This window comes from Acinetobacter sp. YH12151 (assembly GCF_013418355.1).
Classification (GTDB): domain Bacteria; phylum Pseudomonadota; class Gammaproteobacteria; order Pseudomonadales; family Moraxellaceae; genus Acinetobacter; species Acinetobacter pseudolwoffii.
The window spans coordinates 104,770-131,460 of record NZ_VPCG01000001.1 but is presented as its reverse complement, the minus strand read 5'-3'; the positions used below and the strand labels follow the sequence as shown (position 1 = coordinate 131,460).

The window sequence follows — 26,691 nt, the reverse complement described above, 5'->3', positions numbered from 1 at the left end:
TGTCTGTAAGATACCCACATCACGGCACCAATTGTCGGATGAGGGTTTTTTTTCATCAAATCAACGTTAAAAAAGTATCTTTTACAATGATTTGATATATTGTTAGGCTAAAACACGAAACATTAATTATTATGCGATTTAGGGTACAGCACATAAAAAATGTTCAGGGGGAAAACCGATAAAAAAAGGGGGATCTTCATGAGTCTTCTTTTGCCTTTATCTATTTCCTTGGCACATGCAGAAACTTCGCAAAACCATTTTGCAAATATTAAAAACGGTTTAAGTAAACTGATTGCACCAGAGCCAACACGGTCAGCGCATTCAGTTGATATTACGTCACTCAGTCGCTACTCATTAGACACTTCTCAGGTAGCTGAACTGCCACAGATTACCCGGCCACAACAGGGACAGTCTGCTACCGGCCCTATCGTGGCTCCTATTCCACAAAAGATGAATGTGGTGGAAGCGATCCATACCGCAGTTCAGCGACGTCCTGAAATTAGCCAGAGTATTTCTACCCTGTCTGCACAGGCCGCGAATATTGATATAGTGAGATCGGGTTATTATCCGTAGTTATCCGGTAGGATCGGAACGGGTGACCTCACTTCCGGTGAACGTAGACGACAAATGGTTTCTTTGAATGCCACCCAGATGCTGTATGACTTTGGCAAAATTAAAACCAATGTCAGTGTAGAAGAGGCCCGCTTGGCAGCAGATTCAGGGTATTGGATGGATTGTAGAAATTGCCAATTTACGTGCCCGTGCCGGGATCAGCAGTCAGGCTGACCCGATTCAGGCGCAGTCCAATCTGGAAGCAGCGCAATCGAATCTGACTGTACAGCGGACTCAATTAAGACAATATCCACAACGCTTGTGTACCTTGCTAGGATTTGATGTATCCACTGTTGAATGGGATTCCTTATCCGACCATCAGTCTCAAAGGCAGTCTAAGTCGGGCGATGAATGGGCGGAATCCAAATAATAATGAAGATGATGGCTTCTGTAATTCAGTCATGACTGAAGTGAGCAGTAATTTGTATCGGGGTGGTGCAACACGTTCACAGACCCGTGCCGTAAGCTATGCTGAAGAAGCTGCACGCGCACAGGTTAATACGGTCTATCTGGATGTGCTGGATCAGGTGCGCTTGATCCGCGAGCAAATTGAAAATAAACAAAAACAAATGGGAAGTTTATCCCAACGTCGAGCAACCACGGTACGCACCAAAGAGCTGTATCAAGAACAATATAAATTGGGTACCCGAACTGTAGTGGATTTGCTGAACGCCGAGCAAGCCATTCATACTGCCGCGCAGGAAATTGAATTGGCGCACTATGACATTTATTCGGCGATCGTACAGTACATTCAGGTTACCGGCCGTACACGGGATATTTACGCGCTTAACCGTATTTCTATTCAGGGGTTTGAAGTTCAGCCATGAGTACTACAATAAATTATCAACCGTGGCTTAAAGCGGTTTTGAATATTGCCAGACATTACCGGATTGAACCTTCTGAGGAGCGGATTCGTCTGCAACTGGACTGGAACCAGCATCATGACATCGACGAGATGCTCAAAATTGTCAGCCGGCAGATTGGTTTAAATGTCCGTAAAAATAAATTTGACAGCAGCTTGCTGAATCCGTGGCGTTTGCCTTTGCTGGTGGAGTTTGAGAGTGGGGATGTGGGTGTGATTGAACGCATCGACACCCAAGCTAACGTTAGTATACAGCTCAGTGGCGATGAAGGCTTGTCTCAAAGTTTCACGGTTGAACAGTTAGAGACGGGCGTAAAGCATCTGTATGTTCTGCGTCCCGAATCTTCTGTGCCGGATGCGCGGGTGGATGAATATATCAAGCCGTTCGAGAAAAACTGGTTCTGGTCAATTGTCTTGAATGACTGGAAACGTTATATCGATGTCATGTTCGCCTCTTTAATCGCGAATATTCTGGCACTGGCCACGATTGTTTTCTCGATGAACGTGTATGACCGCGTGATTCCATCACAATCGATTCCTACCTTATGGGTTTTGGCTGGCGGTGTGCTGATTGCGGCAATTTTCGAGTTTGTTTTACGCGTCTCCCGAATCTATCTATCAGACATTATTGGTAAACGTGCTGATCTGAAAATTTCGGATCGGGTATTTGGCCATTCTTTGCGCATCAAAAATAGTGAACGTTCCAAATCGACTGGTACCTTTATCTCGCAGATTCGGGAACTGGAAGGGGTACGCGAACTGGTCACTTCAACCACAGTGACTGCGATTGCCGACCTGCCATTTTTCTTCCTGTTCTTAGGGATTTTCTGGGTGATTGGCGGCAACCTGTTCTGGGTGATGCTGCTGGTGGTGCCACTGATGATCCTGCCTGGCATTCTGGCGCAGAAAAAACTGGCAGAACTGGCTCAGCTGGGCATGCGTGAATCTGCCATCCGCAATGCTTTGCTGGTAGAAGCCGTGCAAGGGATTGAAGACATCAAGCTGCTCAGAGCTGAAACACGCTTCCAGAATCAGTGGAACCATATGAATGAAGTTTCAGCCGATGTCAGCATGCAGCAACGTAAGATTGTGGGTTTGATGACGGCCTGGACGCAAAAAATCCAAGGCTTGACCTTTGCCATTGTGGTATTGGTCGGTGTTTTTGCGGTGATGGACGGCGAGATGACCACAGGTGCATTGGTGGCCTGTTCGATTCTGTCTTCACGAATGCTGGCACCCATTTCACAAATTACTGGCGTGTTGGGTCGTCTGCAACAGGCCAAAGTGGCCAAAGCCGGTCTGGATGAGTTGATGAAAAAATCGGTCGATCAGCCGGATTATTCTCATCTGATTCATCGCCCAGCTCTGGATGGTCATTATGAACTCAGTGGTGTGGTATTCAAGTACGGCGAAGATGATCCAAAACCAAGCCTGATGATTCCAAAACTGGAAATCAAACCCGGTGAAAAAATTGCGATTCTGGGGCGTAATGGTGCCGGTAAATCGACCTTGTTGCAGCTCTTGTCCGGGATGCAGACGCCATTACAGGGCAAGGTCAAGCTGGATGGTATTGACCTGACCCTGATCGATCCTTCAGATGTACGTCGTGATATGGGCTTGCTGAACCAGAATTCGCAGCTATTTTATGGTTCGATTCGTGAAAATCTCAGCTTGGGTGCGCCCTTGGCCACCGATCAGCAAATTCTGGAAGCGCTGCAAATCACGGGTGCATTCGCTTTTGTGCAGGAGAAAAAAGAAGGTCTGGATCATATCATTCTGGAAGGTGGTGTTGGTTTTTCTGGCGGTCAGCGTCAGGCGCTGTTGTTAACACGGTTATTGATCCGTCAACCGAAAATTCTACTGCTAGATGAACCTACTGCTGCGATTGATGATGTGTCAGAAAAGCAGTTGATTGATCATCTTAAAAGTTATTTGAGCCATCGTACCATGGTGGTTGCGACGCATCGCCGTGCGGTACTGGAGCTGGTGGATCGTATTATTGTGGTGAATGATGGAAAAATTGTCATGGATGGTCCACGAGATCAGATCCTGAATCAGTCACAGGGTGGTAATAAGCGGGTTATTGGAGCAAGTGCATGAGTGAACTCAAAGAACTAAAACGTTCAAGCAAAGTCAGCTTTCAGGAACCACCTTTACCTAAATCGAGTGTCATTATCTGGATTGTCGGCATTGGTTTATTGGTATTGCTGATCTGGGCCTGGTTATTTAGCTTGGAAGAAGTCTCTACCGGTACGGGTAAAGTGATTCCATCTTCTAAAGAGCAGGTGGTTCAGTCTTTAGAAGGCGGTATTTTGACCACACTCAATGTTAGAGAAGGTGAAATTGTAGAGCGCGGCCAAGTGTTGGCTCAGCTTGACCCGACCCGTTTTGAATCCAATGTCGGTGAATCTGAATCCTTACTGATTTCATCACGTGCGACCTCAGCTCGCTTACGCGCGGAAGTGAGCGGTACGCCATTGGTATTTCCCGAAGAAGTCTTGAAATACCCAAAACTGGTGAAAGAAGAAACGGCACTGTATCAGTCACGTCGTGCCAATCTGGAGGAATCCGTGGCCGGTCTAGAACAGGCCTTGGTACTGGTACAGCAAGAGCTGGAAATGACAGCACCACTGGTGGCTAAAGGGGCAGCCAGTGAGGTTGAAGTGCTGCGCTTAAAACGTGAAGCCAACGACCTGCGTAATCAAATGAATGATATTCGTAATCAATATTATGTGAGTGCGCGGGAAGAGCTGTCCAAAGCCAATACCGATGTGGAAACTCAGCAGCAGGTGGTACGCGGCAAGTCAGATACCTTGAGCCGGACTATTTTTAAATCACCGGTACGCGGTATCGTAAAAGAAATTGATGTGATGACCTTGGGCGGCGTGATTCCACAAAATGGCAAGTTGATGACCATCGTGCCACTCGACGAAAAACTACTGGTTGAAGCGCGGATTTCACCACGTGATATTGCCTTTATTCGTCCAGATCAGGAGGCACTGGTTAAAATTACAGCATATGATTATTCAATCTATGGTGGGTTGAATGGTAAAGTTGCGATGATTTCACCAGACACCATCCGTGATGAAGTCAAGCAGGATCAGTTCTATTACCGGGTCTATATTCGCACGGAGAGTGACAAACTGAATAATAATGCGGGTCAGGAGTTTAATATCACCCCAGGTATGGTGGCCACGGTAGACATTCGCACCGGTTCAAAAACTGTCATGGATTATCTGATCAAGCCATTCAACAAGGCCAAAGAAGCCTTGCGGGAACGCTAATCTTTTCAGGCCATTGAGTCAAACAATCGAGTCAAATCGGGCCTCTCCATGGAGAGGCTTTTTATTTGTTGAAGTAAAGCAGGTATACTGCCAGGGTTCGATTTTAAAGCCTGAAGTTATGCCATATACGCTTGCCAGCCTGGTCAGTTTTGAGGAAGACATCAAAAAAAGCCGATTTCAGGCATTTGCGACCCCTGTAGAAAATGAACAGCAGGTCAAAGATTTTCTGGACGTTTATCGTGATCCAAGTACCACGCATCAATGCTGGGCCTGGAAAATTGGCCATCAGGTGCGCTTTAATGATGATGGTGAACCTTCAGGCACTGCGGGGCGCCCGATTCTCGCCACCATTGAAGGTAATGAACTGAGCAATGTACTGGTGCTGGTCAATCGCTGGTATGGCGGGATTAAACTCGGCACCGGAGGTTTGGTTCGTGCCTATGGCGGCTGCGCTGGACAATGCTTGCTGCTGGCAGACAAAATTGAACTGATTGAAAAGAAAAAAGTGCAATTTTTCTGTCAGTTTAATGAATGGGCCATTTTTCAGTATGAACTGAATCAGCAGCAAATCGATTATCAGGAAGACTATAGTGCCGAAGGCGTTCAGGTTCAGGCACAGTTGCAGAAGCATCAGATTGAAGCTTTTGCTTTAAAAATTCAGGATGTGACTCGTGGCCGTGAACAGCTCAAAATCATAGAAGAAGCGACAGATGACTGAAGCAGATCCATTACTGAAATATCGTGAGCAGCATAAACATCGCCTGAACTATATGCCTTGGCTATACTGGTCCTTAAAGCCGAAAAACCGTGGCTGGGCAGAAGCTTGGCAAAAAGAATATCAGGCTTATCTGATGGAAATGGAAACCGTCGAGATTGGTGAAAACTGTTTTATTTCACCACTGGCACATATTTTTGCGGAACCGGGACGCAAGATCGTCATTGGCGATAATACCTTTATCGCCGCAGATTGCACCCTGCATGGCCCACTGGACATTGGCAATGAAGTGGCGATCAATCATCACTGTATTCTGGATGGTGGCCGGCTGGGGATTAAACTGCATGATCAGGTGCGTATCGCAGCGTATTGTCATCTGTATGCATTTGATCACGGTATGCAGCTAGAACAGCCAATTTATCAGCAAGCGGTACGCTCACAAGGCATCGAAATTGGCCGGGATGTCTGGCTCGGCGCACATGTCGGTATTAAAGATGGCGTTAAAATCGCAGATCAGGCCATTGTCGGAATGGACAGTATGGTCACCAAAGATGTCGAAGCACGGGCTATCGTTGCTGGGAATCCTGCAAGCTTTATTCTATACCGCAAATAAAGCTTTACACTCAGTAGATCTCTTTCATCAATCAAAAAATGATGGTTCTATTGATATTTAAATCCACGAGATATTAAAAGCCCTTTCTTCCTTTCGGATGAGAAGCAGTGCTTCGCAAGGGCATGAGCGGATTTTATAAAGACCTCTTCCTTATGCAACAGTATTGCTGACTTCCTAACAGCAAGAGGGAATTTCGCTGGTATAAATTAGAAAATGATTTTAAACGCATTTTAATGATCTGAATTTAAGTGTTTGGCCTAATGGCTGAATTATTCTTCTAATTATCGGTCAATCATATAAAAGTTAACATATTTCAAGTCAAGCCTTACAGATTTCGCTGCACATTTTTGAATGCTTATGCTAAGTTAAAAATAACTAAGAAATTTTTATCATAACTAGAGAGGCTAAACATGAAACGTGTCATCGCCTGCATCGACTCATCACCATGTATAAACGCGCTGGCAGACGCGGCTGCATGGATTGCCAAACAGACTGGACGTGAACTGGTCTTGTTACAGGTTCTGGATTATTACCCAGCCAGTTATCATCTGGGGGAAATCAGTGGGGTGATTGGCTTTGAAAGTAATGCCATGTTACTGAAAGAACTGGCCGAGCTTGAACAAAAACAAAGTGAAATCGCACTGGATTATAGCAATAACCTGCTGCAACACATTTCCGAGCGGATTCTGGCAGAACATGGTCTTCACACCACACATATTCAGGAAAAGGGCGATTTTCTGGAGCAAAGTTTCCAGATTCTGCAGCCTGATGATATCGCCGTCATCGGATTGCTCGGTGAACGCTCAGCGGAAAAAAACAAACCGATCGGCACCAATGTCGAAAACTTTATTCGTGGCGCCAATTGTACCGTGATGACCGTTGGGGAGCAGTTTAAACCGCCAACACGATTTATTTTTGCCTATGAATATTCTCCGACCTGTATCAAAATGATGAGACGGATTGCGGAAAGTGATCTGCTGCGTTTATTACAATGTCACCTGTTATATATTGGCGATCATGCCGAAATTTTAACTGAGCCGCTGCAATATCTGACTCAAGCGGGTCTAGATGTAGTGCCGCAATATCGCTATGGCGATGTCGCCGAGAATATTTTGACCTATCAACAGGAGATGGGTATTCAACTGATTGTTCTGGGCGCATTTAGTCACAGCAAAATCCATCAGTTTTTCCTCGGTAGTATTGCCACCACAATTTTCCGTAATTCCAAGGTGCCTTTACTGGTCGCAAAGTGAGGATTGCCTAAAAAGCAAACAAAATTAAAATTTAAACGTAAATTGTTACAGCTTGATTTAAAAATGATCAGAGTTATCCTCATATATTGTGGATAACTCTGTGGTTAATGTTTTTAAGTTAATGTTATATATAATAAATATGGCGCTGGGTAATTTTTGTTCTTCTGATTTTATTTGACAATCGCAAGTGCAAAACCATCATGTCCTTTACTGCCTACAGTCTGTAAAGCGGTACAAGACAAGATACGTGGATGATTTTGCAGCGCTTTAAACATGGCACGGATGCCTTCAATACTTGGCTTGTGATTGTCCGGATTGATAATCTCGCCTGCACGGATTACATTGTCCAGAAAAATAAGTGTACCTGAATGCGACAGATTTAAACTGAGTTCCAGATATTCCGGATAACTCTGTTTGTCTGCATCAATGAAGATAAAATCAAAAGCCTCGGTCTCTGCGGGTAGAGCTTTGAGTACATCTGCTGCACGACCACATTTCAGTTCAACAGTTTGCTTGAGCTGGGCACGGTCAATATTTTCCTGACCCATTGCCGCGTGGGTATCACGTCCTTCAATTGTGAGGATATAGCCATCATCGGGCAAAGCACGTGCCAACCACATGGTGCTGTATGCGGCAAATGTTCCGAGTTCCAGTACACGTTTACATTGATTCATCTGGATCAGCATCTGCAACAACATGCCTTGATTTGCTGCTACAGCCAGATGGTCTGGCAGACCGTGCGCAGCAGTATTTTCCAGCGTCTGGTTCAGGATGGGATCTTCAGGAATTAAATGTGACTCAATGTAGTTGTCAATGTCTGTCCACATGTGTTGCATAGTTTTAGCACCATCAATTGCGATGGGTGCATTTTAAACTTTTCGCGGCATAGCGCAATTTATTGTGCTATAGCTGCTGTTTTTTTAGGCTACATAAAGTCCTAAATGAACTTTGTATAGCCGTTGTCATGACTTAGTAATTACACATTGAAGAATTTCGCCCCAGACTTGGCCCCCAGGTACGGTAACCTTGGGTATCGATGTGGATCTGACCAGAAGCATACATGCCGAGTCCCATATTCAGACTTTGACCATGTTGCGCCCAGAACTGGCACAGTTTGAACTTGGTATTTTCAATATAACTATAGTCTTGCGCTTGTGGATATTCTGGGCCAATACGAAAATCGATGGCAGAATTATACAGATGGCGTGAAGAATTGGCGCCACCGGCACACTGGTTTAAAGGCAGGTCACGATAGACGGAAGTGACTTCAAAATCAGTCAGGACATTGGCGGCTACTAAATATTTAAATACACGCAAGGTTGGAACCTGATTGGCCCATAATTCACGGCTTGGAATCATGTACTGTGAACGACCACATTTGGCCCAGTCCCGCGCGGTGCGCATTAATTCAAAACTGGGAATAATATTACCTACGCCATTGCGTTCCAGAAACACTTCGTACTCACGTACACGTGATAAATTATCCAGCGCAGAGACCCAGTGGGTATACAGATAAGGTACATTTTTGGGTTGGACTTTGCGGTCGTATTGAACACGTTCTTGGGGAATATAAATCCGCTTTCCATCGGGCACGGTCTGTCCCGGTGGTTTTGTGGTCGTGGTACAACCCACAAAAACGAGAGGGATTACACACAGACTCAATAATCCCTTTGCAAAATTCTTCATTTATAGAAATCAGATATTTATAAATAGCGCCATTTTAGACTAAATATACGGAGAAATTTGGAGAATATTGCAATAAAATGTGTGGATTGAGTATAAAAAAGATCAGCATGTGCTGATCTTTTTTAACTGAAATTAATTACTTTTCAAGATATTGTAATTTGTCAGCTTTACCATTCCATTCTTCACGATCTGCTGGCTGGTCACCAATTTGTGTGATATTTGGCCATTTTTGCGACAGGTCAGCATTCAGTTCAATGAATACTTCTTGGCCTTCTGGTAATTCATCTTCAGAGAAAATTGCATTCGCCGGACATTCAGGTTCGCATAAGGCACAATCGATGCACTCGTCCGGGTTAATCACCAGGAAGTTAGGACCTTCATAGAAACAGTCTACAGGGCAAACTTCAACACAGTCTTGATATTTACATTTAATACAATTTTCAGTGACAACGAAGGTCATGGCGACAGCTACCTAAAAAATATGGTTCTATTTACGAATACTGTATTTTAGGCAAAAACAGGGGGAACTAACAATTCCTTTTATTGATATTTGTTATATATAGGGCTGTTAAATTTGAAAAAAGCCGGAATAGGGCTAAATTCAAGTATAAATCAGTGCTAGACCCCATACGGGATGAGGTCTATGGCTCAGAGAATTACCCCGGCTGTTTGAGTAAATCTTTTAGTGCATATAATTGTGCTAAGGCTTCGCGTGGACTCAGGTTGTCTACATCGATGTCCTCAAGTAATTCGAGAGCTGGAGATTCTTTCTCAATTTCGATAATACGTTCCACTGGCTCTACAATTTCCGGCAGTGCAAATAGATCATGTTGTAGACTCTTTGGTTTGACCAGTTGTTGCTTTTCCAGAATCTTTAAGCGGTTTTGTGCTTCTTTAATGACTGATGCCGGAATACCGGCAAGTTTCGCCACCTGTAAGCCATGACTCTGGCTGGCAGGGCCATGTTGTACCTTATGTAACAAAATCAGATTGCCATTCAGTTCTTTAGCCGTGACATGGTAGTTATCAATGCCGCTTTCTTTATCGAGTTCGGTCAGCTCAAAATAATGGGTTGCGAATAGACACAGGCATTGAATGCGTTTGCTCAGATCCAGCACACAGGCCCAGGCCAGAGACAGGCCATCATAGGTACTGGTGCCACGACCGACTTCATCCATCAGTACCAGCGACTGACTGGTGGCATGATGCAGAATTTGCGAAGTCTCGGTCATTTCCACCATAAAGGTCGATTTGCCAGTTGATAAATCATCGGCAGAACCAATACGGGTGAAAACCCGGTCAATAGGCCCTAAAGTCGCAGCTTGTGCAGGAACATAAGCCCCGCAATACGCCAGCAAGACGATCAATGCGGTCTGGCGCATAAAGGTCGATTTACCGCCCATATTGGGTCCGGTAATAATCGCCATGCGATGGGAAAAGTCCAGTCGCGTATCGTTCGGTGTAAAAGCAGTTTTGCTTAAAGCTTCCACCACCGGATGACGGCCAGCAGTGATACTTACACCGACTTCAGGGCTGAATTTTGGCCGTGACCAGTTGCGTAAACGTGCCTGATGGGCAAAGTTTGCCACCAGATCAATCTGGGCAATGGCACTGCTCATCATTTGTAAATTGCCGATATCCTGACGTAATTCATCCAGCAGCATTTCAAACAGCATTTTTTCACGCGCCAGAGCACGGGATTCACTGGATAAAACCTTATCTTCAAAGGCTTTCAGTTCAGGTGTGATATAGCGTTCAGCATTTTTCAGAGTCTGACGGCGGATATAGTGCTCGGGTGCCTGTTCGGCCTGAGCACGTGAGAGTTCAATATAATAACCACTCACTCGGTTATAACCAATTTTCAGTCCCGGAATTCCGCTGGCTTCACGTTCTTTAATTTCCAGATCAATCAGGAACTGGCTGGCGTGATCACGAATCTGACGTAATTCATCCAGTTCACTATCAAAGCCTTCGGCAATCACATTCCCATCACGCAGCAATACCGGCGGATTTTCTACGATGGCAGACATCAAGCGTTGATGCAGGCCATGGAAATCTCCGAGTTCTTCATTTAGCTGGATTAATAGCTCAGACTGTTGTTGACTGACAATCGGCTGTAGGGCATGGCGTAAAAATGGAATTTGCGCACAGGCCTGACGTAGTTGTACCAGATCCCGCGGTCGGGCACTGCCCAAAGCAATTCGGCTCAGGACACGTTCAATATCGCTAATTTCCTTAAGTACCAAACGTACAGGTGCTTCATGGAAACCTTGTAGCAGGGCCTGGATGGCATCTAAACGTTCATCCAGCAAGGCAGTGTCACGCAAAGGCTGCATCAGGGTGCGACTCAGCAAGCGTCCACCCATAGCCGTCTGGCAATCATTAATTAACTGAAACAGTGAAGTACCATGCTCAAATAAAGGCTCAATCAGTTCCAGATTGCGACGTGTCACTGGATCTAGGGCGATAAAGTCGGAACTCTGTTCTAGCTGAATCGAACGAATATGTGGTAAAGCGGTTTTCTGGGTTTCTTTGGCATAGTGAATCAGTGCCGCAGCGGCAGCTTTTGCCAACGGTAAATGATCAATCCCGAAACCGGAAAGTGTGCTGACGGCAAACTGGTCGCACAAGGTTTTTTGTGCATTGTTCAGGCTAAAGTCCACATTGGGACGCTTCGTCACGGAAATATCAAGTTGCTGCTTGAGTTGCTCGGTCAGCATCGGATCAGCGGTATTTTCATCCAGCAAAATTTCGCTTGGCATTAAGCGCGCCAGTTCAATCATGAGCTGGTTAAGATCATAATCCTGCTGCTGTACTTTAAATAAGCCGGCACTGAGATCGAGCAGTGCAATCCCGATCTGATTTTGCTGAATACATAAAGCCACCAGATTAGAGCTTTGATGTGCACCGAGCATGGCATCATCGGTCAGGGTGCCCGGGGTGATAATCCTTACCACGCCGCGCTCCATGGGAGCCTTACCGCGAGTGCTCTCGCCCTCACCAATCTGCTCACAGATCACCACCGTTTCGCCTTTTTTGACCAGACGGGCCAGATAGCCTTCGGCTGCATGGTAAGGCACACCTGCCATCGGGATCGGCTGACCATTGGCTTTACCGCGATGGGTCAGGGTAATGCCTAAAATTTTGGCTGCCTTGTGTGCATCTTCAAAGAACAGTTCATAAAAATCACCCATACGATAAAACATCAATGAGTGTGGATGCTGCACTTTCACCGACATGTATTGCTGCATCATGGGCGTTAAGGTAGAAAGATCAGCCATAATTTCCGAACTGGTCATTAAAAATAAATCCTTTCAACAAGAGAGAAATGCAAATACTGATAAGCAGCGTATGCACAAAAAATTAAAGCACATCTAAACAGATCTATAAAAATATTTTATCGAGGATCTGCTCAGGAGCATAGTGAATGAGGTCGCTTATCTTAGGGTGCTTTAAATCAAGATTGAAACAAGTCTATCAAATTTAATTTTTAGAAAGAAATGAAATTCCAGATGAATGTTTAAGTCATGCGACAGATCTGTCGGTCTGAGTTTTTATTCAGCATGATTTCCAATTTTAAAAAACAAACCACTGGATGTGAACATGCAGTGGTTGATTTAAATTAAGGGAATTGTTTATTCGGGATCATAAAGACCAAGGTCAGACAGGTGTAATCTGAGAATCCGGCGCAATTCCAGTACAGCCTCAGGGGTTTCCTGAATGGAATGGCCACCCTTGATCACTTTACTGGATACCGCACCTTGCAAATAAGCACTTTCGTAGGAAACAATCCCATCACTCATCAGTTGAGGTTCTGTAGTATCTACGGTATTACCGATGATGGAGTGAAATTTGAAGCCGGTATAGGGCTGAATGTTTTTAGTCAGCACATTGAATTTCGAATTTTCACTCAAATCACTCGGGCCATTTTGAATCAGGTCATGTCCCAGTTCTTTGACAAATTCTTTTAATCCGATTTCGCCTTGTAAAGTATCAGCAAAGGCACCTAAAAATGCACCTGGAACCCGAATAATTTTACGCGCCAGTTTGGTATGCCAGCGATTGGCATATTCTGTGCCACGATGCGGTGTGGCCAAGAAAATCGCCCGACTAAAATTTGGAATCGGCTGCATTTGCAGGCGTGCTTGAAACAGCGGTTTATCCTTAAACTGTTCAATACGGGTATTTTGTACCAGTTTAAAAGCATCTTGGCTGATATCGGCATTGCTGACCATCAAACGGGCAATCACGCCGCCCATACTATGTCCGACCAGTACTGCATCTTTTTTAGCTGCGGCATTGTTCGCGACCTGGGCAAATCCTTGCTGAACCAGTGCATTGATTTGAAAACGGCTTTCCAGAATCGGCATGTTGGTAGAATAAAACACCTGCCAGACCTGAAAGTTTTCTCTTAGAACCGGATCACCCATAATATCGTTGGTCATACGAATCCAGGCTTCGGGGCTGCTGGCCAGACCATGGACCAATACCAGGATCTTCTTGTTCGGATTATAAGGTTCCAGCATATACAGGTGGGGCATGCTCAGACTATCATCCCGATCAATCAGGGTCAGATAGGCCAGACGCCCCAGATTGTTCTCGGCCAGCCATAAACCATAAGGTGCTGAAAAATTGGCTGCCAGAGCATATTCCTTAGAAGCGACCTTAATTTTTTCATATTTATAGGGATCATAGAGTTTCAGATGAAATTCGGAGGTCGATAAAATCTGTTCAGTACTATTGGCTGATTTAGGTACAGCGGTGATCGTGGTGGCCAGATATCGTGCTGCGTGGATATTGGGATTGATACCATTCGGATATTTGTGATTGAGTGGGTCAGTAATATATTTTTTATCTTTTTCGGATGGTTGCTGCTCCGGTAGAACCACTAAAAACTCTGAACCAAAACCGTCACGACGGGTAATTGAACGAAGCCCAGAGAAGTTCATGTTGTAGGTGGATAATAGTTGCTCAATGGGCTGGTTTTTCAGCTGCGGAAAATTTTCCAGATCAATGCTATACACACTGTTACCCACCTGAATCCGTTGGCCGGAACGCTTGGTTTCATAACGTTCAGCATAGCGTTGAATCAGATGAGCAATCGCCAGGTTATAAAAATCACGAATCTGAACCTGACGGTTGTCGAAAATACGGTCTTGCGGGGCACGCTCGGTTTTAAACAGGTAGGCATAACTATAACGAATGCTTTTATCCAGCATGCTGAGCTGCTGATCCAGACATTTCTGGATATTCTGTTTTTGCAGCTGTTGCTTTTCCTGAGATTGGGTCTTGCTCAAAACACTGGTGTTGCACTCGGCTGACTTGGCATTCTGTAAAGAATTGGCGAGATACAACTCACTTGCTGTAGAAAGTAATTGTTCATCTAAAATCTGGGGAATCTTTTTAAGATCCTTTACACATTCTTCGGGCTGGTCAATACAGATCTGGGCTTCACGCCCCGTCATGGACAACACATTTAGACTGGCTTCGCTCAGTTTGTCGCGCGTCAAAATACTGTCACGCTCATTGCTGAGTGTGACATTAAGTGCCTGTTCCTTAACACTGACCACCTGACAGCCGCTCAGCACGCTGGTGATGACTAAAGTGCACAGTATTAATCTTTTATTTATTTTTTCGTGCATAAAACCTTTCACTGAATTTAAGTTGTAAGTTTGGATAATGGTTTGTATTTTACTAATTTTTTCTCATAAAAATAGACCGCCGTAGCAGTCTATTTGTAATCAGAGAAAGAAGATAAATTTTGATTATGGCGTTTTAGGCGTTGCAGCAGCTGGAGCTTGATTTGCGGTTTGCAGAACTTGCCAAACATTCCAGCGACCTTGTTTCTCAATTTCCTGAATCAGACGGTCTGCCACTTCAGCTTCTTGCGGGTATTTCACTTTATAGTTTGCCAAGGTTTGAGCCGCATTTTTTTTCTGTTCCAGCGCAATATAATTATTGGCTGCAGCAAGATAGGCTTCCTGAACGCCAGCTTTCATGGCTTTGTCCAGATAAGGGATCGCTTCACGTTGACCGCCACCTTCGGACAGGCCAAAGCCGAACCAGAAGTTCACTTCAGGATCATCTTGGTTGATCTTAAGAATTCGTTGTGCATAGGTCAGGGATTTGGTGGTATAGACTGAACCCAGATCCAGATTACGTGCCATGACACTGGCTTTAAATGCACGTACCAGAACATCGAAAGAGGCATTTTCACGTGCAGCTAAAGTATCCAGCTGTTGAGTGACTTCACGCAGTTTGGCTTCAAAGCCACGACGTTCCTGACGATCGCTAAAACGTGGTGGATAATGACGTGCTTTACCTTCCACCATTTGCAGGAAATCATCAATCTCGGTGATGTCGATTTCATTGGTATTTGCCAGAGCCGCATAACGCATTGAACGTGTATTGCTGTCTACAATGGGAATAATCAGTTTATTGACATCCAAGGTTAATTGCTTGGATGGATCATTTGGATGAGTCACGACCATTTTGGTCACGGGTTGAGCCGCAGCTTTTTGCAAATGCACCTCAAACGGAGGTGGTTCATTATAATTGAATGGATTTAATGCATAAAATGGCGGACTTAATTCAGGTTCTACAAAAACCACTTGATCCACAGGTTTCTCAGCAGACTTCTGAGAGACGGTCGAACATGCAGTCATTGTGAATGCTAAACAAGCAAGTGCCAAGGGCTTAAAGGTCATAATATTCATCCATTCGTGTTATTTTTTAAAACAGCTAGTACAAAAATTACATGACCGTCAGTCTATGAAAACTCTAACGATCATGCAAGTAAATGCATGTTACAGAATTGAACGCTCTATTCAGGCTTTAGACTGACTGGTTTGAGCTTCACATTCACGGCGCGCTTCTTCCAGAATCTGTAATTCTTTTTTGCTTAAAGGCTGACCATCTTGTTGCTGTTTATTAAAGGTCGGATCCAGCAAAGAAAGACGGTTGCACAAGTTGTTCATGCGTTTTTCATTTTGCTGAATACGGTCCAGCAGAATGCGCATACCCTCCAGAATTGGATCAGACTGGTCTTCAGTTGCAGCATAGGGCTGGAAGCCGATACTTTCTGCATAATCACGACGACGGGTTTCTGCATCATCCTTCGGTTTATTTTTGGTAATAAAGCGTGCAGGGTTACCCACAGCCGTCGTGTTTTCAGGAACTGCTTTAGTCACGACCGCATTAGAACCGACCTTGGCATTTTTACCGACAGTAAATGGCCCTAAAATCTTGGCACCAGCGCCAACCACCACGCCATCTTCTAAAGTTGGATGGCGTTTGCCTTTATTCCAGGTCGTTCCACCCAAAGTCACCCCATGATAGAGGGTAACATCATCGCCAATTTCTGCAGTTTCCCCAATTACGACACCCATACCGTGATCAATAAAGAAACGACGGCCTATCTTGGCGCCCGGATGTATTTCAATACCAGTCGCAAAACGGCTAAATGAAGACAATGCACGTGCAGTTCCCTTACAGTCTTTGTTCCATAGCTCATGTGCCATGCGATGCATGATCAGCGCATGGATGCCAGGGTAAGTGGTTAAGACTTCTAAGGTATTGCGTGCTGCAGGATCGCGCGCAAAGACAGCTTGTATATCTTCTTTGAGCTGTTTTAGCATTAGATTTGATCCTCGTCCTGTGATGATGTATGTGAAGATTTTTTCCACGTGCCGTTATTTAAGGCCTGAACGCGGCTGAAAATACCACGAAGTAAATGATATTCCATACGATCTAATTGTATACGTCCAAAGAGACGACGCAAGCGTAAAGGCAATAATCTTGGATTTTTTGGGTCCATAAATTCAATTTCGGCCAGCATTTTTTCCAAATGCGGATAGAACTGTTCCATCTGCGCATGATTCACCAAAGGCTCATCCCATTCCATTTCAATGCCATCAATGACTTGCATGGTTGCTTTAGCATCACGTGGTTGTTCAATCTGGCTCATGGCTGCCATGCGCATTTCATAGCAGATCACCTGAATGGCTTGAGCCACATTCAGTACGCCGTAATCGGTATTGACTGGAATGGTCAGGTGATAGTTGGCCATTGCCAGTTCTTCATTGGTCAGACCGCGGTCTTCACGGCCAAATAGAATTGCAACTTCTTGCTGCTCTTGTACCACGGCGCTCATGGCTTTTGTCGCAGCAGGGCGCACATCTAACAGCGGCCAGGGAATGGTACGGCTACGTGCGCTGGTACCGAATACAATCTGACAGTCTTTAATGGCATCTTCGAGCGTTTCTACAATCTCGATCTGCTCGATCAGGTCAGTTGCGCCTGCGGCCAGTGCATCAATATCCGGATGCGGATAGGTTTTTGGCGCCACCAGAACCAGCTTGGACAGGCCCATGGTTTTCATGGCGCGTAAAGCACTGCCGATGTTGGCAGGTAAAGTGGTATTGACCATGACAATACGCACATGGGAGAGATGTGCTGAAACAGCAGCATTGTCAATTTGACTCATGAGGATTCCAATTTAAAGGTTTTTTAAAGATCAGGATTTATGAATATTGTGGCTGGGATTCAGCCTGATACAGTTCCAGCGCATCGTCCATGCTCATGCCAGCAGGTGGTGGTGGAACATTGACCGGTTTGGCCTGTTCATAAGAAACAGCTTTGGCGGCTTTGGACTTGACCTGATATTCAATATGCAATGCTTCTTTACCAAAATAATCACGCAATTTAGCCAATAGTTCGTCCAGTGGTGCCACTTTCCAGTTGAGACCCAGATGAAGTTCAGTCGTAGCATAAGGATAGTCTAAATACAGAATTACCGGAATATGCGCTGACATATCGACATTGCAATAAGGAGTCAGAATCTGCTGCAGGTCACGGCTCAAGCTCTTGCTGAAATGCTCAGTAGTTAAGGTGATTTTAATGCTGTTGGCACGCTTCTGGCGAATTTCATTCAGGCTAAAGGCTTTAGTGAGACGTCCCATTGGGCGGTCAAAGCCTTCACGCTCATAAATTTCACCTTCAATCACCACAACTTTATCCAGCTGGATAATCTCTTTAAAGCGGTTAAAACGTTCATGATTGGCTGAAATTTCAATACGCGCCGTACCATCATCCAGAGTCATCATCATCCGGTTCGGGAAGTTGGCAATATCCACCACCAGTCCTGCAAACACGGTGGTGACACCACGACGTGTCGGCGTCAGTTCATTAATCTGACATGGTACAAAGGATTTCAGTTCATTACGATACACATCAATCGGGTGGCCGGTGAGGTACAGGCCAAGGGTGTCTTTCTCACCTTTCAGGCGAACTTCATCCGCCCATGGCTTGACTGGTTTAGAGGGTTTGCGCTGAACTTCTTCCACTTCACCAAACAGATCCATGATGCCGGTTTCACGGTTGGAGCGCGCCTGTTCCGCAGCTTGCACCGCTTCAGGCAGTTGTGCCATCAGGTCGGCACGATCAATGCCTAAACAATCCAGCGCACCGGAGCGAATCAATGCTTCCAGGGTACGTTTATTGATTTTTTTCAGGTCAATACGATGACAGAAATCAAACAGGTCACGGAAAGGACCTTCTTGTGTACGCGCGTCAATCACTGATTGCATCGCAGCTTCACCGACACCTTTAATCGCACCCAGACCATAGACAATGGTTTGTTCATCCGTGGCATGGAACTGATACAGCGACATATTCACGGAAGGTGGTAAAACTTCCAGGTTATTCTTGCGACAGTCATCAATCAGGAATACCACGTTGTCGGTGTTCTGCATCTCCGAGGTCAACACCGCAGACAGGAATTCCGCCGGATAATGCGCTTTTAGCCATGCAGTCTGATAGGCAACCAAAGCATAGGCCGCAGCATGTGATTTGTTAAAGCCATAGCCGGCAAACTTTTCCATATAGTCGAAAATATGGTTGGCAGTGGCTTCATCAATGTCTTTTTTCGATGCACCTTCAATAAAGATCTGGCGCTGTTTGACCATCTCTTCCGGTTTTTTCTTACCCATGGCACGACGTAACAAGTCCGCGCCACCGAGGGTATAGCCGGCACAGTACTGTGCAGCCTGCATGACCTGTTCCTGATAGACCATAATCCCGTAGGTGGGTTCTAGTACGCCTTCAAGCAAGGGATGCAGATATTCAAAATCGCCTCCATGCATCCGGTGGATAAAGTCAGGAATCAGATCCATCGGGCCCGGACGGTACAGCGACACGAAGGCAATAATTTCTTCAAATTTGCTTGGGCGTGCCTCTTTCAGCATCTTCTTCATGCCCACGGATTCAAACTGGAATACCGCGGTGGTGTTGGCATTGGCAAAGACCAGATACGCGTCTTTATCTTCAAGCGGGATATAGGCAATGTCTAAAGGCTTGTCAGATTTGATGCGTTTATTAATATTTTTAACTGCATCTTCAATTACGGTCAGGTTACGCAGACCCAAGAAGTCAAACTTGACCAGACCAGCAGATTCAACATCGTCTTTATCGAACTGTGCCACGCGTGAAGTACCATCAGCCTCACACATAACGGCAGAGAAATCGGTAATTTTGGTTGGCGAGATGACCACACCACCGGCATGTTTACCGGTATTTCGGGTAATGCCTTCCAGTTTTAGCGCCATTTCCCAGATTTCAGCCGCATCATCATTATCTGGGTTGGATGGATTGGTGACGATATCTTTAAGCTGTGGTTCGGCTTCTAAGGATTCCAGCAGACTCAGGCCTAAAGGCTTGGTCGGGATCATTTTCGAGATACGATCGGCCAGACCATAAGATTTACCCAAGACACGCGCCACATCACGAATCGCACCTTTGGCCGCCATGGTACCGAAGGTGGCAATTTGCGAAACTGCATCACGGCCATAAGTACGCGCCACATAGTCAATCACGCGGTCACGACCTGCGATACAGAAATCGACGTCGAAATCGGGCATCGACACACGTTCCGGGTTCAAGAAACGTTCGAACAGCAGTTCATAACGTAGCGGATCAAGATCGGTGATTTTTAAGCTATAAGCCACCAGTGAGCCTGCACCTGAACCACGCCCAGGGCCTACTGGAACGCCGTTACTTTTCGACCACTGAATAAAGTCCATCACGATCAGAAAGTAGCCCGGAAACCCCATCGAGTTAATGATATTAATCTCGTACTCGATTCGCTCATCATAAGGCTTGCGAACTTCTGGCCAGTGTTCATCACGCTGTTCAGGTGGATACAGGAAATTCAGACGTTCTTCCAGACCTTCTTTGGACAAGTGTGCAAAGAAAGTATCAATGGTATGACCTTCAGGAATCGGATAATCCGGCAGAAAGTATTGACCCAATCGCAATGTGACATTACAGCGTTTGGCAATGTGGTAAGTGTTCTCAATCGCAGAGGGAATATCCGAGAACAGCTCTGCCATTTCCTCTGCAGATTTAAAATATTGTTCAGGTGAATAGGTTTTAGGGCGGCGGTTATCCCCCAGTACATAACCATCGGCAATGCAGACTCGGGCTTCGTGGGCTTCATAATCATTGCGGGTCATGAAGTGCACGTCGTTATGTGCCACTACACCGATATTATATTTTTTGGCCAGTTTCACTGCTTCCAGAATAAAGTCATCTTCATCCGGACGGTTGGTGCGGGTCAGGGCGATATAAACGCGATTGCCGAATTTTTCGACCCATTCTTCCAGCAAGGGTTCCGCTTTTTGCGGATTTGAACTCATCAGCATCTTGCCGACATCGGAATGCATGCCGAGCAGGGCAATCATGTCCTCGGACTGGTTTAAAATCCATTGTTTTTGTACGCAGGGAATGTCTAATTGCTGACCACTGATAAAGCCTTCAGACACCAGTTCAGTCAGGTTACGCCAGCCTTTATTGGTCATCGCCAATAAGGTCATACGATGTTCGGCATCATTCAGGCGAATTTCAGAACCGAGGATCGGCTTGATGCCTTTGCCTAAGCATTTGCCATAGAACTTGACTGCGGCATGCAGGTTAGACAGATCCGTCAGCGCGAGGGCAGGCATCTGTTCTTTTTCGGCAGCTTTGACCAGGTCAGGTATCCGTACGATGGATTCAGTAATCGAAAATTCTGTATGAATACCAAGATGAACAAAGTGCATAGATGAGTCCCTGCTAAAACCATTAAATAGTTTAACATGGGATTTATTGTTTCAGTTTGAAAATGAGGGGAAATGCTGAACTTTTAGATTTTAATTAAATGTTGATTTGGGGCTTTGTTCATATCTATAACGAGATGGGATTGTTAACCGAAATTGAATTTCTGACTAGCGACATGGATGTCGCCAGTTGATCTGTGGCACAAGGAAGTACCATCAAGCCAACAGAAGATTTTTGTTACCTTGCATAGCAGTGCTTTCAAAAGTAAAAGAAGAATTTTAAATATTAGTAAGTTTATTCATGACATTATTTGAAAAATAGAATTTCGTTATTTTTACTTCAATTTTAACTTTGTAATATTTGTGCCTTACTTTTGACGGGGCAAAAGTAACAAAACCCCTTTGTTGATCTGATGGTACATCCCAGTACCACAGATCAACGGGCGACTTCCTGTCGCCATGGCACGTATCAAATAGTTGCAGGACTTTACTTTGAAATAATGAGAAAGGGTTCGTAAGTATTAAAAACAATAAAAACTAGATTAACGAAGTCGGGACAACCAGTCCCCCAGACTTTGTACAATCTGTACCAAAATCAATAACACAATCACCGTCATGATCACCACAGAGGTATCGAAACGCTGATAACCGTAAGAAATGGCCAGATCACCGATACCGCCGGCACCGACAGCACCCGCCATTGCTGTTGCACCAATCAAGCTGATGGTGGCAGTGGTCAGGTTCAGAATCAGTGAACTACGTGCTTCAGGTAAGACAAACTTGAAGATAATCTGCATTGGGGTTGCACCCATCGCTTGCGCAGATTCAATAATGCCTTCATTCACTTCCAGTAATGAGGTTTCAACCAAGCGACCAATATAAGGGCCGACATAAATAGTCAGTGGTACAATTGCGGCCCAAGTACCAATTGAAGTGCCGACCAAAAACTTGGTCAGCGGAATAACGGCAATCAGTAGAATAATAAATGGTAGTGAACGTAGCGCATTGACAATCGGATTGAGACCGTGATAAATCACACGATTTTGCAAGATGCCGTTAGGACGCGTCACCACTAAAGTAATTGCCTGAATAAAACCCCAGATACAGCCAAACAGCATTGCGAAGAACACCATATGAAAGGTTTCTTGCAGCGCTGTCACAAATTGATCCATCGACAGCGAGCTTTTCCAGAACGGCGCAGTAATTGTCGTCAGCCACTGTACAATTAAATCTCTCATGCCTGTACTCCTGCTTGATCTACCTGTACGCCGTTATCTTTCAGATATTGCACTGCAGCGCTAATCTCTGCGGAATCACCCAGGAGCTGAATAAACATCTGACCAATCACCGAACCATTAATTTCGGTCATGTTGGCAAACAGGATATTTAAACTGATATCAAACTGTTTAATCACGGCCTGAATCACCGTTTCCTGTGCCGAGCTACCAAGGAATTTTAAACAATAAATACTGTGATGATTCTGGTTTTCCAGATTATTCAGAATATTGACCGGCAAATGTTGCTGAAGCACGGTTTGAATAAAATTTTTGGTGGTCGGGTGTTGCGGCTGACTGAAGATCTGTAGCGTGCTGCCGGTTTCAATCACATCACCTTTTTCCATCACAGCGACATAATCACAGACGGTTTCAATTACATCCATTTCATGAGTGACCATGACAATGGTAATACCTTGCTCTTGATTGATTTTTTTGAGTAATTGCAGAACTGATTTGGTGGTTTGTGGATCGAGTGCCGAAGTCGCTTCATCACAAAGTAAAATCTTGGGATGGTTGGCAAGGGCACGGGCAATCCCGACGCGCTGTTTTTGACCACCAGACAATTCATCCGGAAAAGCCTGCCGTTTATGTTTCAGGTCAATAAAATCTAATAATTCTTCGAGGCGTTTTTCCCGTTCAGCCTTGCTCCAGCCCAGAAGCTTCATAGGCATTTCGATATTGGCCGCCACGGTTTTGGTTTGCATTAAATTAAAATGCTGGAAAATCATGCCGATATTGGCACGTTCTTGACGCAATGTTTTGGCATCGAGTGCGGTAAAATCTGTTCCATTAATGATAATCTGACCTGAGCTTGGACGCTCAAGTAAATTAATCAGACGGATGAGGGTACTTTTACCGGCACCACTATAACCGATGATGCCAAAAATACTGCCGGTTGGAATCGATAGATTAATCTGATTCAAGGCATGCAAGGTTTGACCCTTAAGCTCATACTGTTTTGAAATATCTTTAAATTCAATCATAGTGTCAAAAACTGCATCACGGATAAAAAAACAGGCAAGAAATCGTCCTTGCCTGTTCTAAAAGACTATTATAGTACTATTTTGATTCAGTTAAATACGTCACCGGCTTGTTTACTGCAACTTTAGTGCCACCAAAATTTTCATCGACATACGCTTGAACTGCTGGCGTATGATACAAGGCACCTACTTTTTGCAGTACAGGATCCGTTTGACGATCTGCTGCAACCGCTAATACGTTTACATTCATTTTTGTGCTTTGATCAATTGGCTCATAGTAAACCGCATCTTTTAATACGTTTAAACCGCCTTCCATTGCCAGCGTATTGCCTAGCACAATTGCATCAACTTCATCTTTTACACGTACTGCAGTTGCCATTTGAATAGGCTTAATCACGATTTGTTTTGCATTTTCAGCCACATCAGCTGTTGTGCCTTTTACATTGTCAAAGCCAGCTTTTAATTTGACCAGACCTGCCGATTGTAAAAGTAATAACGCGCGTGATTCATTTGCACCGTCGTTTGGAATGGCAATGGTTGCACCTGTTTTAAACTCATTCAAAGATTTTACTTTGCTTGAGTAAATTCCCATTGGTTCTAAATAGGTGGTAGACAATGGTGCAATTTTTGCTGTATTGGCATCGTTATACGCAACCATATAGGCATATGACTGGAATGCATTGACATCGATTTCTTTATTGGCAACGGCTGTGTTCATTGACACATAGTCAGTGAAATTTTTCACATCAAGTTTAATGCCGGCTGCTTTGGTTTCAGGTAATGTGGCGATATAGCGCCATACATCTGCATCTGAACCTGTCGATGCCATGGTTACGGTTTGAAGGCCATTCGCATCTTTGGCTTGTGCTGCATCATTGGCAGGCGCTTCTTGTTTGCCACACCCAGTCAAAGTTAATACAGAGGCACTCAATAAAACGCCAAGTAATTTTTTCATGAAATTTTCCTAATTTTAATCTTGCCTAGAGTATAAGCATTTTTAAATCGTGTTAAATAAGATTTTTATACGATCTAAGTATGTGTCCTGATCGTTGTTGGTACTGGCCTTAAACTAAAAGATCCAAGCCTACAGCAATCGTTCTGGTGAACGCGATCAAGTCAGAAATGCCACAAACCTGATTGTAAATGATCTATTTTGGAGAGAAAAAATAGATAGTTTATAAGCACATGAAGTAGTTTGAGCATTCTGGGATTGTCGATATCATAGCAATAAATCTATATTCGATATACTGGATAGCAAAGCCTTGTTTAGCTCTTTAATTGAATAAAAAACCAAGTTGTTTTATAAAAATATTAATAAAAACAATATTTTATTTATAGTAGGGATGTGGTTTTTAGGGGGGTGTTTAAATAGTGAGCTTTATAAGATTTTATCCAATCTAAATCATAAAAATGGATATATATGATTTATTGATGGAATCAAAGTAGCGTTGCGCTGTTCTAGACATCAGGGTGTTATCTCGATTCAGCTTCTTTGGGAAATAGCACATAACTTCATCGTCTGTGCACATTTGGATAAATGGGTCGGTGTCGGAGTCTTGCTATTAGATTTGCATAAATTTATTAGGGATGAGCATACAGTTTTTGTCAAAAATTTAGGTAATTTCAAAAGGTTGCATTGAGGGGCTTAGGTAACGCCGAGTTTAATGAGTTATATAAAGCTTTGAATAAGTTGCATGAGGAAATCACCTATGCTTTAGATATAAAAAATTGAAGTAGATGTTCAAACTTATAACGATAAATTCCCATATTTGTATGACTACTATCATGAGCATCTAAAGCACAAAGAAAAATTTGAAGAGATTGCTAATAATTACCTTATTGCAAAGTAAGAAAAACCCCGCACCAAGCGGGGTTTTTCTTAATCAAAATTAAGATTAAGCATTTTCACGTGCAATGGCACGGTAACCGATATCTTTACGATATTGAACGCCGTCGAATGTCACTTTTTCACAAAGCTCCAAAGCTTTGGCTTGTGCTTCGCCAATGGTATTGCCTAGCGCGGTTACGCAAAGTACACGACCACCCGCAGTCACAATCTCGCCATTTTCATTGGCTTTCGTACCGGCATGGAAAACTTTTGCATCAGTCATTTCAGTGTCTAAACCAGAAATCACATCACCATTGCTTGATGTTTCTGGGTAGCCTTTCGATGCCAGTACGATACCGACAGTCTTGCGCTCATCCCATTCAGTTTCTTTCGGTAAATTACCGTCTAAGCCTGCTTGAACCAAATCCACTAAAGATGATTTTAAACGCATCATGATTGGTTGAGTTTCAGGGTCGCCAAAACGGCAGTTGAACTCGATCACTTTCGGTTGACCTTGTTCATCAATCATCAAGCCTGCATATAAGAAACCAGTATAAACGTGTCCGTCTTTTTTCATACCTTCAACGGTAGGACGCATCACTTCATTCATGGTTTTTTCAAATACATCCGCAGTCACAACAGGCGCAGGCGAGTAAGCACCCATACCACCCGTGTTTGGACCTTGGTCGCCTTCAAAGATACGTTTGTGATCTTGTGAAGTCGCCATTGGCAAAATGTTGTCGCCATCAATCATACAAATGAAAGATGCTTCTTCGCCTGCAAGGAATTCTTCAATTACAACGCGAGAACCTGCATCACCAAATTTGTTGCCTGCAAGCATGTCATCGATCGCATCAAATGCTTCTTGATTAGTCATGGCAACGATCACGCCTTTACCTGCAGCAAGCCCGTCGGCCTTGATTACGATCGGCGCACCATTTTTTTCAACAAACGCTTTCGCAGCATCTACTTCTGTAAATACATCGTAGAACGCAGTTGGAATGTTGTGGCGTTTTAAGAAATGTTTCGCGAAAGCTTTAGAGCCTTCAAGCTGCGCAGCAAATTGAGTTGGACCCCAAATTTTTACACCCGCCTCACGGCAAGCATCAACGACACCGTTTACCAATGGAGCTTCTGGGCCGACAATGACAAGCTCAACTGCATTGTTTTTTGCGAAATCGATAATCGCAGCATTGTCTAAAATGCTTAAATTTACGTTTTCACATTTATTTTCAGTGGCTGTACCTGCGTTGCCCGGAGCAACAAAGACTTTTGCAACTTTGTCATCTTGTGCGATTTTCCATGCCAATGCATGTTCACGACCGCCATTACCCAAAACTAAAATATTCATCTAAAAATCCCTCAAAAGAATAGAATCCCACCTTGCGAAGCCATGCTTCTCACCCTGTAAAAAAGAAGGGCTTCACGAATAAAAATGTCCCTTTATTTGTGAAAAGTCCCCCTTTTGACAAAGGGGGATTTAGGGGGA

The 26,691-nt window shown here is 44.4% G+C and carries 18 protein-coding genes and 1 pseudogene; 6 read left to right on the top strand and 13 right to left on the bottom strand.

Annotated features, from left to right (window positions below; all coding sequences use genetic code 11):
* The first annotated feature begins 198 nt into the window (after positions 1 to 198).
* From FTU82_RS00615 to FTU82_RS00590, 6 genes and pseudogenes are all read left to right on the top strand, one after another.
* A pseudogene (locus FTU82_RS00615) lies at positions 199 to 1,439 on the top strand (TolC family protein).
* A complete protein-coding gene (locus tag FTU82_RS00610; protein WP_180100893.1) occupies positions 1,436 to 3,574 on the top strand; it encodes a type I secretion system permease/ATPase in 2,139 nt (712 codons plus the stop codon). The pseudogene FTU82_RS00615 and the gene FTU82_RS00610 overlap by 4 nt, the downstream one beginning before the upstream one ends.
* Positions 3,571 to 4,758, top strand: a complete 1,188-nt coding sequence (locus FTU82_RS00605; RefSeq protein ID WP_005096673.1) for an HlyD family efflux transporter periplasmic adaptor subunit — start codon at positions 3,571 to 3,573, stop codon at positions 4,756 to 4,758. Before FTU82_RS00610 ends, FTU82_RS00605 begins: the two co-directional genes overlap by 4 nt.
* Positions 4,759 to 4,876: 118 nt before the next feature.
* Positions 4,877 to 5,476 (top strand): YigZ family protein, encoded by a 600-nt coding sequence (locus FTU82_RS00600; RefSeq protein WP_005171279.1) that lies wholly within the window; start codon positions 4,877 to 4,879, stop codon positions 5,474 to 5,476.
* Positions 5,469 to 6,086: an acyltransferase gene (locus FTU82_RS00595; RefSeq protein WP_180100892.1), complete on the top strand. Its 618-nt coding sequence runs from the start codon at positions 5,469 to 5,471 to the stop codon at positions 6,084 to 6,086. Before FTU82_RS00600 ends, FTU82_RS00595 begins: the two co-directional genes overlap by 8 nt.
* Before the next feature lie 410 nt (positions 6,087 to 6,496).
* Positions 6,497 to 7,339 carry a universal stress protein gene (locus FTU82_RS00590; protein ID WP_180039822.1) on the top strand — a complete coding sequence of 281 codons (843 nt, stop codon included), beginning with the start codon at positions 6,497 to 6,499 and terminating at the stop codon, positions 7,337 to 7,339.
* A gap of 170 nt (positions 7,340 to 7,509) precedes the next feature.
* On the opposite strand, the gene FTU82_RS00585 is transcribed toward FTU82_RS00590, so the two are convergent.
* The 13 genes from FTU82_RS00585 to purD all read right to left on the bottom strand — a co-directional run bounded on the left by FTU82_RS00585 (position 7,510) and on the right by purD (position 26,553).
* Positions 7,510 to 8,175 carry an O-methyltransferase gene (locus FTU82_RS00585; RefSeq protein WP_005096677.1) on the bottom strand — a complete coding sequence of 222 codons (666 nt, stop codon included), beginning with the start codon at positions 8,173 to 8,175 and terminating at the stop codon, positions 7,510 to 7,512.
* Positions 8,176 to 8,308: 133 nt separating this feature from the next.
* Entirely contained in the window at positions 8,309 to 9,025 is a 717-nt protein-coding gene (locus FTU82_RS00580; RefSeq protein ID WP_180000883.1) for a D-Ala-D-Ala carboxypeptidase family metallohydrolase, read from the bottom strand.
* Between the two features lie 136 nt (positions 9,026 to 9,161).
* Positions 9,162 to 9,485 (bottom strand): ferredoxin FdxA, encoded by a 324-nt coding sequence (gene fdxA / locus FTU82_RS00575; RefSeq protein ID WP_004279936.1) that lies wholly within the window; start codon positions 9,483 to 9,485, stop codon positions 9,162 to 9,164.
* Positions 9,486 to 9,681: 196 nt separating this feature from the next.
* Positions 9,682 to 12,324: a DNA mismatch repair protein MutS gene (mutS, locus tag FTU82_RS00570; RefSeq protein ID WP_180100891.1), complete on the bottom strand. Its 2,643-nt coding sequence runs from the start codon at positions 12,322 to 12,324 to the stop codon at positions 9,682 to 9,684.
* Positions 12,325 to 12,660: 336 nt separating this feature from the next.
* Entirely contained in the window at positions 12,661 to 14,667 is a 2,007-nt protein-coding gene (locus FTU82_RS00565) for a triacylglycerol lipase (RefSeq protein ID WP_100328711.1), read from the bottom strand.
* A gap of 123 nt (positions 14,668 to 14,790) precedes the next feature.
* Complete coding sequence (locus tag FTU82_RS00560; RefSeq protein ID WP_005171266.1) at positions 14,791 to 15,732, bottom strand: ABUW_2363 family tetratricopeptide repeat lipoprotein; 942 nt, start codon at positions 15,730 to 15,732, stop codon at positions 14,791 to 14,793.
* A gap of 120 nt (positions 15,733 to 15,852) precedes the next feature.
* A complete protein-coding gene (cysE, locus tag FTU82_RS00555) occupies positions 15,853 to 16,662 on the bottom strand; it encodes a serine O-acetyltransferase (protein WP_005096684.1) in 810 nt (269 codons plus the stop codon).
* Complete coding sequence (locus tag FTU82_RS00550; protein WP_005096685.1) at positions 16,662 to 17,510, bottom strand: RNA methyltransferase; 849 nt, start codon at positions 17,508 to 17,510, stop codon at positions 16,662 to 16,664. Before FTU82_RS00550 ends, cysE begins: the two co-directional genes overlap by 1 nt.
* A 37-nt stretch (positions 17,511 to 17,547) precedes the next feature.
* Complete coding sequence (gene dnaE / locus FTU82_RS00545; protein ID WP_180100890.1) at positions 17,548 to 21,120, bottom strand: DNA polymerase III subunit alpha; 3,573 nt, start codon at positions 21,118 to 21,120, stop codon at positions 17,548 to 17,550.
* Between the two features lie 539 nt (positions 21,121 to 21,659).
* Positions 21,660 to 22,355, bottom strand: a complete 696-nt coding sequence (locus FTU82_RS00540; protein WP_005096687.1) for a methionine ABC transporter permease — start codon at positions 22,353 to 22,355, stop codon at positions 21,660 to 21,662.
* The gene (locus FTU82_RS00535; protein WP_005171261.1) at positions 22,352 to 23,377 is read right to left on the bottom strand and encodes a methionine ABC transporter ATP-binding protein; all 1,026 of its coding nucleotides are present in this window, start codon (positions 23,375 to 23,377) and stop codon (positions 22,352 to 22,354) included. The genes FTU82_RS00540 and FTU82_RS00535 overlap by 4 nt, the downstream gene beginning before the upstream one ends.
* 76 nt (positions 23,378 to 23,453) lie before the next feature.
* Complete coding sequence (locus FTU82_RS00530) at positions 23,454 to 24,329, bottom strand: MetQ/NlpA family ABC transporter substrate-binding protein (RefSeq protein ID WP_159515866.1); 876 nt, start codon at positions 24,327 to 24,329, stop codon at positions 23,454 to 23,456.
* Positions 24,330 to 25,269: 940 nt separating this feature from the next.
* Positions 25,270 to 26,553 carry a phosphoribosylamine--glycine ligase gene (gene purD, locus FTU82_RS00525; RefSeq protein WP_074382872.1) on the bottom strand — a complete coding sequence of 428 codons (1,284 nt, stop codon included), beginning with the start codon at positions 26,551 to 26,553 and terminating at the stop codon, positions 25,270 to 25,272.
* Positions 26,554 to 26,691 lie beyond the last annotated feature (138 nt).